The sequence below is a fragment of the Yoonia sp. genome (assembly GCF_014859355.1).
GTDB lineage: Bacteria > Pseudomonadota > Alphaproteobacteria > Rhodobacterales > Rhodobacteraceae > Yoonia.
In genome coordinates, this window is sequence record NZ_JACUUJ010000063.1 from 1 (window position 1) to 9,194 (window position 9,194).

Annotated in this window: 8 protein-coding genes; 6 read left to right on the plus strand and 2 right to left on the minus strand. The window is 58.2% G+C overall.

Annotated elements, in window-relative coordinates:
• A partial coding sequence (locus IBX59_RS14285; RefSeq protein WP_296376745.1) for an RlmE family RNA methyltransferase occupies window positions 1-383 on the plus strand: 383 nt, incomplete at its 5' end.
• Here the strand turns inward: IBX59_RS14285 and IBX59_RS14290 are convergent.
• A complete protein-coding gene (locus tag IBX59_RS14290; RefSeq protein ID WP_296376748.1) occupies window positions 369-1,127 on the minus strand; it encodes a DeoR/GlpR family DNA-binding transcription regulator in 759 nt (252 codons plus the stop codon). The two genes, IBX59_RS14285 and IBX59_RS14290, sit on opposite strands and share 15 nt — an antisense overlap.
• Before the next feature lie 169 nt (window positions 1,128-1,296).
• On the opposite strand from IBX59_RS14290, the gene glpD reads away from it, so the two are divergent.
• Both glpD and glpK read left to right on the plus strand, forming a co-directional pair.
• On the plus strand, window positions 1,297-2,838 hold the full coding sequence (gene glpD, locus IBX59_RS14295; RefSeq protein WP_296376751.1) for a glycerol-3-phosphate dehydrogenase: 1,542 nt from the start codon (window positions 1,297-1,299) through the stop codon (window positions 2,836-2,838).
• A 47-nt stretch (window positions 2,839-2,885) separates the two neighbouring features.
• Window positions 2,886-4,382, plus strand: a complete 1,497-nt coding sequence (glpK, locus tag IBX59_RS14300; protein ID WP_296376753.1) for a glycerol kinase GlpK — start codon at window positions 2,886-2,888, stop codon at window positions 4,380-4,382.
• A 2-nt stretch (window positions 4,383-4,384) separates the two neighbouring features.
• Here the strand turns inward: glpK and IBX59_RS14305 are convergent, their stop codons facing one another.
• Window positions 4,385-4,981 carry a gamma-glutamyl kinase gene (locus IBX59_RS14305; protein ID WP_296376754.1) on the minus strand — a complete coding sequence of 199 codons (597 nt, stop codon included), beginning with the start codon at window positions 4,979-4,981 and terminating at the stop codon, window positions 4,385-4,387.
• Between the two features lie 192 nt (window positions 4,982-5,173).
• Between IBX59_RS14305 and recA the strand changes: the two genes are divergently transcribed.
• The 3 genes from recA to IBX59_RS14320 all read left to right on the plus strand — a co-directional run.
• Complete coding sequence (gene recA, locus IBX59_RS14310; protein ID WP_296376756.1) at window positions 5,174-6,253, plus strand: recombinase RecA; 1,080 nt, start codon at window positions 5,174-5,176, stop codon at window positions 6,251-6,253.
• 168 nt (window positions 6,254-6,421) lie between these two features.
• A complete protein-coding gene (gene alaS / locus IBX59_RS14315) occupies window positions 6,422-9,079 on the plus strand; it encodes an alanine--tRNA ligase (RefSeq protein ID WP_296376758.1) in 2,658 nt (885 codons plus the stop codon).
• Window positions 9,076-9,194: DUF1330 domain-containing protein (locus tag IBX59_RS14320; protein ID WP_296376760.1), on the plus strand; the 119-nt coding region annotated here is incomplete at its 3' end. The genes alaS and IBX59_RS14320, both read left to right, overlap by 4 nt.

Here is a 9,194-nt window from a genome sequence, read left to right on the forward strand (position 1 = left end):
TTGCAGGGGCCGAAATTCACCAGCTTGATTTTCTGGAAAATGATGCTGATGAAAAGGTAAAGGCGTGGCTGGGCGGCAAGGCAAATGTGGTAATGTCCGACATGGCCGCATCGGCATCCGGGCACAAACAGACCGACCACAACCGGATCATCGCGCTGTGCGAGGCGGCGGCGCATTTCGCGTTCGACGTATTAGAGGACGGCGGCACATTTGTGGCCAAGGTGCTGGCCGGCGGCGCCGAAGGCGATTTGCAGAAATTGCTGAAATCGCGCTTTGCCAAGGTCGCCAACGTCAAACCGCCTGCGTCACGGTCGGACAGTTCGGAAAAATTCGTGGTAGCGACAGGGTTCAAGGGCGCGCAAGACGCGTCAGACCAAGGTTAGCCGCGTTTCCCAATCGGTGCAGTGATTGATCAGCGCCTCTGATGGCACCCTGTCGGTCACGAAATGATCAACCTGCGCCAGTGACGCGATTTTCACCGGCGCCTTGCGGGTGAATTTGCTGCTGTCCGCCACAAGGATCGTGGCACGCGCGGCTGCAATGATCTGCTGGCTGACGCGGACCTCTTCGGGGTCGAAATCAAGCAGGTCACCGGACTGATCGATCGCCGATGCGCCGATCACTGCAAAATCGACCTTAAAGCGGTCGATCGCAAGGGCGGCCAGATCCCCCACCAACCCGCCATCGGACCGGCGCAGGCTGCCACCGGCGACCACCACATCGCAGGCGGGGTTCGCCGCCAGAATATTCGCCACGTTCAGATTGTTGGTCACGACCATCAGGTTACGATGCGCGTGCAGGGCGTGGGCGACAGCCTCGGTTGTGGTGCCGATGTTCAGGAACAGCGACGCATTGTCAGGGATCAGCCTTGCGGTGGCGCGCGCAATCCTGATCTTGGTATCGCGGTTCAGCGCACGGCGGTCGCCATAGCCGATATTGCTGACACCCGACGGCAGAACCGCCCCGCCGTGGATCCGCTCTAACAGGCCGGCCGCGCAAAGCTGGCGCAGATCGCGGCGGATCGTCTGCACCGCGACGCCGGTTTCATCTGCCAGATCGGTGGCAATCACCTTGCCTGTTTGTTGTGCCCTAGCGCGGATCAAGCTGTGGCGCGTGTCTGTATCCATATGTTCGGTATTAATTGCATGCGAAAATGATACAAGTTTTAATGCGCGTAATCATTTATGATTTTTTATTCGCTTGGTGTTCGCTTTGTCACAGGCGAACAGTTTTGCAACCCGTTCTTGCGCTTGCGCCATAACGCCCTTACGGCCTGCAAAAAAAACGGGGCGCATCATGCAAACGGATTTTGACCTTTTCGTCATTGGCGGTGGTATCAACGGCTGCGGCATTGCGCGGGATGCGGCAGGGCGTGGGCTGCGCGTGGGGTTGGCGGAAATGAACGATCTGGCGTCGGCCACGTCATCCGCCTCGACCAAGCTGTTTCACGGCGGATTGCGCTATCTGGAATATTTCGAATTCGGGCTGGTCCGCAAAGCGCTGATCGAACGCGAGGTTTTGTTGCGCAATATGCCCCATATCAGTTGGCCGATGCGGTTCGTGCTGCCCTATCACCCCGACATGCGGTTCGAAGGCGACACGCCCACATCGCGCTTGCTGACGTTGGTCATGCCATGGATGAAAGGCCGCCGCCCGGCGTGGCTGATCCGTTTAGGTTTGTTCATGTATGACACCCTTGGCGGGCGTAAAATTCTGCCCGCAACCAGTGTTGTCGATCTGACCCGACAGCCCGAAGGCGCGCCGCTGAAAGGTAAATTCGAAAAGGCCTATGAATATTCCGATTGCTGGATCGAAGATGCACGCCTTGTCGTTCTGAACGCCCGCGATGCCGCTGACCGCGGGGCAACGATCATGACCCGCACACGGGTGATCCGCGCAGATCGGGTGGAAGGTTATTGGCGTATCGTCACGCAGTCACAGGGCAAGGAACAAACATTCACCGCCCGCGCATTGGTCAATGCTGGCGGGCCTTGGGTTGAAAATGTTGTCCGGCAGGTAGCGCATCAGAATACCTCTGAAGGGGTGCGGCTGGTGCGTGGCAGCCATATCGTGACGAAAAAGTTGTTTGATCACGACAAGGCGTATTTTTTTCAAGGCGAAGACGGGCGGATCATCTTTGCCATTCCCTATGAAACGGATTTCACCCTGATCGGCACCACAGATCAGGAACATGACGATCTGAACACCAAGCCTGTCGCAACCGACGCAGAACAGGACTATCTGTGCGCTTTCGCTTCGCAGTATTTCGAAAAACCCATCACCCGCGATGATATCGTCTGGACCTATTCCGGCGTGCGCCCGCTTTATGATGATGGGGCGAAATCCGCAACGGCCGCGACGCGCGACTATGTTCTGTCGCTGGATGACACCGGCGCGCCATTGCTCAACGTCTTTGGTGGCAAGATCACGACCTATCGCAAGCTGGCGGAAAACGCGCTGGCCAAGCTGATACCGCTGATCGGCGGCACCTGTGACTGGACGGCCGATGCGCCCCTGCCGGGGGGCGATTTCAAGGTGCGTGACCGCGACCGGCTGGTGACTGATTTACAGGCAGATTACCCTTTTCTGACAACAGCTTGGGCGCTGCGCCTGATCCGCGCTTACGGCACCGATGCACGCCAGGTTCTGGGTGATGCCAAAACAACCGCCGATCTGGGGCCGGATTTTGGCGCAACCCTGACCGGGGCCGAGGTGGCATGGCTGATGGCGCGTGAATATGCCCGGACCGCAGAAGATGTGGTCTGGCGGCGCAGCAAACTGGGCCTGCGCATGACGCCCGACCAGATTGCGGCGCTTGATGCACATATGGCGGGTTGAGGCGGGACCGCAAACTCCGCTAGGCTGATGAAAAACAGGGGGCACACATGACCTATATTCTCGCGATTGATCAGGGCACCACATCAAGCCGCGCGATCTTGTTTGACAAGGACATGAAGGTTGTTGCCACCGCGCAGCAGGAATTTCCGCAGCATTTTCCGCAATCGGGCTGGGTTGAACATGATCCGGCGGATATCTGGGCATCAGTTGTCGCGACTTGCCGTGATGTCATGGCAAAGGCTGACATCACCGCGCGTGCGATCACCGCAATTGGTATCACAAACCAGCGCGAAACAACGGTTGTCTGGGATAAAAACACAGGCGAACCTGTGCATAATGCCATCGTCTGGCAGGACCGGCGCACATCGGATTTTTGTCAAGAATTGCGCACCGAAGGGTTTGACCAGATCATCACACGTAAAACGGGCTTGCTGGCAGATCCGTATTTTTCAGGCACCAAGCTGCGCTATATCCTGCAAAACGTGCAAGGCGCGCAGGAACGGGCCAAAGCGGGTGATCTGCTGTTTGGCACGGTGGATAGTTATCTGATTTGGAAAATGACAGGCGGCGCGTCGCATGTGACCGATGCCACGAATGCCGCGCGCACCATGCTTTATGATATTCGCAAAGGATGCTGGAGCGCCTCAGTCTGTGATCGCTTTGATATTCCCATGGTCATGTTGCCGCAGGTGAAGGACTCGGCTGCTGATTTCGGCATGACTGAAAAGGCGCTTTTTGGCGCCCCGCTGCCCATTTTGGGGGTGGCCGGTGACCAGCAGGCGGCCACGCTGGGGCAGGCCTGTTTCAAGCCGGGGATGGTGAAATCAACCTATGGCACCGGCTGTTTTGCCTTGCTCAACACGGGCGACACCTTGGTTGAAAGCAAAAACCGCCTGTTGGGCACGATTGCCTATCAGTTTGACGGCAAACCGACCTATGCCATTGAAGGGTCTATTTTTATTGCCGGGGCTGTTGTGCAATGGTTGCGTGACGGGCTGCACATGATCCGTGAAGCGGGTGAAACGCAGGCCTTGGCCGAAAGCGCCGATTTCGGGCATGAACTCTATCTGGTGCCTGCCTTTACCGGGCTTGGCGCGCCCTATTGGGACGCCGAAGCGCGGGGCGCGATTTACGGCCTGACCCGCAATTCCGGTCCGGCTGAATTTGCCCGCGCGGCCTTGGAAAGCGTCGGGTTTCAGACGCGCGACTTGATTGAAGCGATGAAAAGCGATTGGCAGAATCCTGATTCCGAAGGAATTTTGCGGGTGGACGGTGGTATGAGCGTCTCTGACTGGACGATGCAATTCTTGTCCGATATCATCGGTGCGCCGGTTGACCGGCCACAGGTGTCTGAAACGACCGCGATGGGCGTTGCCTGGCTGGCGGGGATGCGGGCAGGGATTTACCCCGATCAGGCAGGCTTTGCCGCGCAGTGGGCGCTGGACCGACGTTTCAAGCCGCAGATGGATACGGTGACGCGCGACAGGCGCTATGCCGGATGGAAAGATGCGGTCGCCCGAACGCTGAGCAAACCTGCCGCTTAGGCTCAGGCTTGGCCGGTCTGCCAGATCGCAAATTCGGCGGCGCGTTTGTCGTGCAATTGGGCTGCAACGGATGGCGACAACGTCGTCGGCATGACAGGCGAAACGTTGATCTGTTTTGGCGCAACCGGCCTATTGAGACGCTGCGCCAGAAAATTGGTGATTTTATCCCATGATTCGTAGCGAAACAGGTAATCGACGCCAACTTTATCGTTGTCCACCCGCAGGAATTTTGCCTGTGAACCGACGGCGGCAAAAGGCGCCGGTTGGTCTTTGCAATATTCCATTACAAAATCGTTGAAACTGATCCCCCGGGTGCTGTTGGGGTGGCCCACCAGGGCGTCGCGACTGCGATACCGATACCAGCTGGCCAACCAGTCAACGGGTTGGCGCACAACTGCCATCAGTTCGGGGGCCTGTCCGTCTGGCTGCAGCAATAACGGCCGCAGGAATCGGTTGTAGCGACGGCATGACATATGTTTCAGCCCCGGCGGATCACGCAGGACCATGGATGCGCCCGGGGCCAAAGCGCCTGCCAATGCTGTGGTTCCGGTTTTGGGAACGGCTAATAGAACAAGGTTTTCTTGCCAGAAAACAAGCATTTGGATGGAAACCTCTGGAATTTTGCAAATGATCTTGCCCGCGTAAAGCAATCATTAACCACTGATGGCCAAAGGTGAAGACGAAAAATCTTGTTGCAATGTTCTTCTTTTGGCCTCACATAGTTGGGAACATAATAAGAACAAAAGCAATGATTGCCGCCCGGCAGGGGGCATGAAATAAGGACGGGAAACATGGCAACGGCAGAACTCCTCAAAATGGCTGACAAGAAATCCGCGGACAAGGAAAAGGCGCTCGAAAGTGCGCTGGCACAGATCGAACGGCAGTTCGGTAAAGGCTCGATCATGAAACTGGGCGGCCAGAACCAGATGCCCGATATCGAGGCGACATCGACCGGCTCGCTTGGCCTTGATATTGCGCTTGGCATCGGTGGCTTGCCCAAAGGCCGCGTGATCGAGATTTATGGCCCGGAATCGTCGGGGAAAACCACGCTGACGCTGCACGCCATCGCAGAAGAACAGAAAAAAGGCGGCGTTTGTGCCTTTGTCGATGCCGAACACGCGCTTGACCCGCAATATGCCAAAAAACTGGGCGTGAACCTGGATGAATTGCTGATTTCGCAACCCGATACCGGTGAACAGGCGCTGGAAATCGTCGATACGCTGGTGCGTTCTGGTGCGGTGGCGCTGGTTGTGATCGATTCGGTGGCCGCGCTAACCCCGAAATCAGAACTTGAGGGCGACATGGGCGACAGTTCCGTCGGTGTCCACGCCCGTTTGATGAGCCAGGCCATGCGCAAGCTGACAGGCTCAATCAACCGTTCGGGCTGTATGGTGATCTTCATCAACCAGATTCGCATGAAGATCGGCGTGATGTTCGGCAGCCCCGAAACCACGACAGGCGGCAATGCATTGAAATTCTATGCCTCTGTCCGTCTTGATATTCGTCGCATCGGCGCGATCAAGGACCGGGACGAAATCGTGGGCAACGCAACCCGCGTGAAAGTTGTGAAAAACAAGGTCGCGCCGCCGTTCAAACAGGTGGAATTCGACATCATGTATGGTGAAGGTATCTCAAAAACCGGCGAATTGCTGGATTTGGGCGTCAAGGCCGGTGTGGTGGAAAAATCCGGCGCCTGGTTTAGCTATGGCGATGAACGGATCGGGCAGGGGCGTGAAAACTCTAAACTGTTCCTCAAGGAAAATCCAAAGATCGCCAATGAGATCGAGGACAAGATCCGCGCCGCCCATGGCCTTGAATTTGACATGGCCGGTAGCGACGATAATGCTGGTGACGATCTGGTCGAGGTGTAACAGTCGCAGATGGCGACTGCGCAAACGCCCACATCGCTGACCGCGGTGGAGAATACTCTGGGAAAGGGTGCTGCGGTCGCGGCGCCCTTTTTCGTAGTCTGCCTGTGGACAGTGGCGGGCCGCATGTCTATTTCTCAGCAGAACAAATTCAAGTGTTGAAAGCGCGCCATGTCCAGCCTTGCTGATATCCGATCCACCTTTTTGTCCTACTTTGAAAAACAGGGGCACGCGGTTGTCCCGTCCAGCCCGCTTGTGCCGCGCAATGACCCGACGTTGATGTTCACCAATTCGGGCATGGTGCAGTTCAAGAACCTGTTCACCGGCATCGAAACCCGCGACTATTCCCGCGCGACCACCAGTCAGAAATGCGTGCGCGCCGGGGGCAAACACAACGATCTTGACAACGTGGGCTATACCGCGCGCCACCACACATTTTTCGAAATGCTGGGAAATTTCAGCTTTGGCGATTATTTCAAGGATGATGCGATCGCCTTTGCCTGGGAACTGCTGACACGGGATTTCGGGATCGAGAAGAACCGTTTGCTGGTCACCGTATACCACACCGACGACGAGGCCGCCGCGATCTGGAAAAAGGTCGCAGGGCTGAGCGATGACAAGATCATCCGCATCCCCACCGATGACAATTTCTGGCGTATGGGGCCAACCGGCCCTTGCGGCCCCTGCACCGAAATTTTCTATGATCATGGCGATCACATCTGGGGCGGCCCTCCTGGTTCGGCGCAAGAAGATGGCGACCGGTTTATTGAAATCTGGAACCTTGTGTTCATGCAGAACGAACAGTTCGAGGATGGCACCTTGCGCCCGCTTGACATGCAGTCGATCGATACCGGCATGGGGCTGGAACGGATTGGCGCGCTGTTGCAGGGCAAGCACGACAATTATGATACCGACCTGATGCGCGCCCTGATCGAAGCATCGGCCACAGTCACTTCGACCGATCCTGACGGCCCTGGCAATACCCACCACCGGGTGATCGCGGATCATCTGCGATCAACCTCTTTCCTGATTGCCGAAGGCGTGTTGCCGTCGAACGAAGGGCGCGGCTATGTTCTGCGCCGCATCATGCGCCGCGCGATGCGGCACGCGCATTTGCTGGGGGCCAAGGATCCGGTGATGCACCGCCTGGTGCCTGCGTTGGTGCAACAGATGGGCGGGGCCTATCCTGAACTGGGGCAGGGCAAGCGCCTGATCGAGGAAACCCTGCTGAACGAAGAAGTGCGGTTCAAACAGACGCTTGATCGCGGACTCAAGCTGCTGGACGAGGAATTGGCGCATCTGCCTGATGGCGCCGAACTGCCCGGGCAAGCCGCATTCAAGCTGTATGACACCTATGGTTTCCCGCTGGATTTGACGCAGGATGCGCTGCGCGAACAGGGCCGCGCGGTGGATACCGCAGGGTTCGATACCGCCATGGCCGAACAAAAGGCCAAGGCGCGCGCGGCATGGTCCGGCACCGGCGAAGCGGCGGATAGCGCGGTGTGGTTCGATATTGCCGACACACACGGCACGACCGATTTTCTGGGCTATGATACGCTGAGCGCCGAAGGCCGGGTTTTGGCGCTGGTGGTTGATGGCGACACGGTCGATCATGCTGGTGGCGCTGTGCAGATCGTGCTGAACCAGACCCCGTTTTACGCCGAATCCGGTGGTCAGGTGGGCGATGCGGGCTGGCTGAAAACCGAAACCGGCAGCGCCCAGATTACCGACACCAAGAAAGTGGCGGGCCTTTATGTGCATTTCGCCACGGTGACGGACGGCACGATCAACACCGGGCAGGGCGCCGAACTGTCGGTTGATCCTGCGCGGCGCGGCAGGATCATGGCGAACCATTCCGCCACGCATTTGCTGAACGAAGCACTGCGCGAAACGCTGGGTGATCATATCGCGCAGCGCGGGTCGTTGAATGCGCCCGACCGGCTGCGGTTTGACTTTAGCCATACCAAACCGCTGTCTGCGGATGAACTGGCGCAGGTCGAACACGACGTGAATGCGGTGATCCGGCAGAACAGCCCCGTTGAAACCCGCATCATGACGCCGGATGACGCCCGCGCCTTGGGCGCGCAGGCGCTGTTTGGTGAAAAATATGGCGATGAGGTGCGCGTGGTGTCAATGGGCCGGCAGGCCGGTTCTGGCAAGGGCACCACCGGCGACACCTATTCGCTGGAACTCTGCGGTGGCACGCACGTCAAACAACTGGGTGAAATCGGCACATTCGTGCTGTTGGGTGATAGCGCATCCAGTGCCGGTGTCCGCCGGGTCGAGGCGTTGACGGGCGAAGCTGCGCTTGATTATCTGCGCGCACAAGATGCTCGGTTGGCACAGGTGGCCACGACGCTCAAGGCACCATCGGCCGAGGTTGCGGACCGCGTAAAGGCGCTGATGGACGAACGGCGCGCATTGGCGAACGAGGTGGCGCAACTGCGCCGCGAACTGGCGATGGGCGGCGGCGCAGGGCAGGTGGCCCCGGTCAATGTTGTCAATGGCGTGCCGTTTCAGGCGCAAGTGCTGTCGGGCGTCACCGGCAAAGACTTGCCCGCCCTGATCGACGAGATCAAGGCGCAGATCGGCAGCGGGGCGGTTTTGCTGATCGCCGATACCGGCGGCAAGTCGGCTGTTGCTGTGGGCGTGACCGACGACATGGTAGGACGCGTTTCCGCGGTGGATATTCTGCGTGCTGTCACGCCAGAATTGGGCGGCAAGGGCGGCGGTGGTCGCCCTGATATGGCGCAAGGCGGTGGCGCGTCTGCAGCGAATGCCGACGCTGCGATTGCGGCTGCGAAAAACATATTGGAGGGCTTGAAATGAGCGCACTTTGGATTGCCCACGTCACTGTCACGGATGATGCGGCCTACAAGAAATACGCGGAACTGGCCGGCCCTGCGATTGCCGATCACGGCGGTAAATTCATTGCCCGTGGCGG

Bases quoted from the DNA above. Each gene is read 5' to 3' on its own strand.
- alaS (WP_296376758.1), top strand. From the start codon at position 6,422: ATGTCCAGCCTTGCTGATATCCGATCCACCTTTTTGTCCTACTTTGAA.
- IBX59_RS14290 (WP_296376748.1), bottom strand. From the start codon at position 1,127: ATGGATACAGACACGCGCCACAGCTTGATCCGCGCTAGGGCACAACAA.
- recA (WP_296376756.1), top strand. From the start codon at position 5,174: ATGGCAACGGCAGAACTCCTCAAAATGGCTGACAAGAAATCCGCGGAC.
- glpD (WP_296376751.1), top strand. From the start codon at position 1,297: ATGCAAACGGATTTTGACCTTTTCGTCATTGGCGGTGGTATCAACGGC.
- IBX59_RS14305 (WP_296376754.1), bottom strand. From the start codon at position 4,981: ATGCTTGTTTTCTGGCAAGAAAACCTTGTTCTATTAGCCGTTCCCAAA.
- glpK (WP_296376753.1), top strand. From the start codon at position 2,886: ATGACCTATATTCTCGCGATTGATCAGGGCACCACATCAAGCCGCGCG.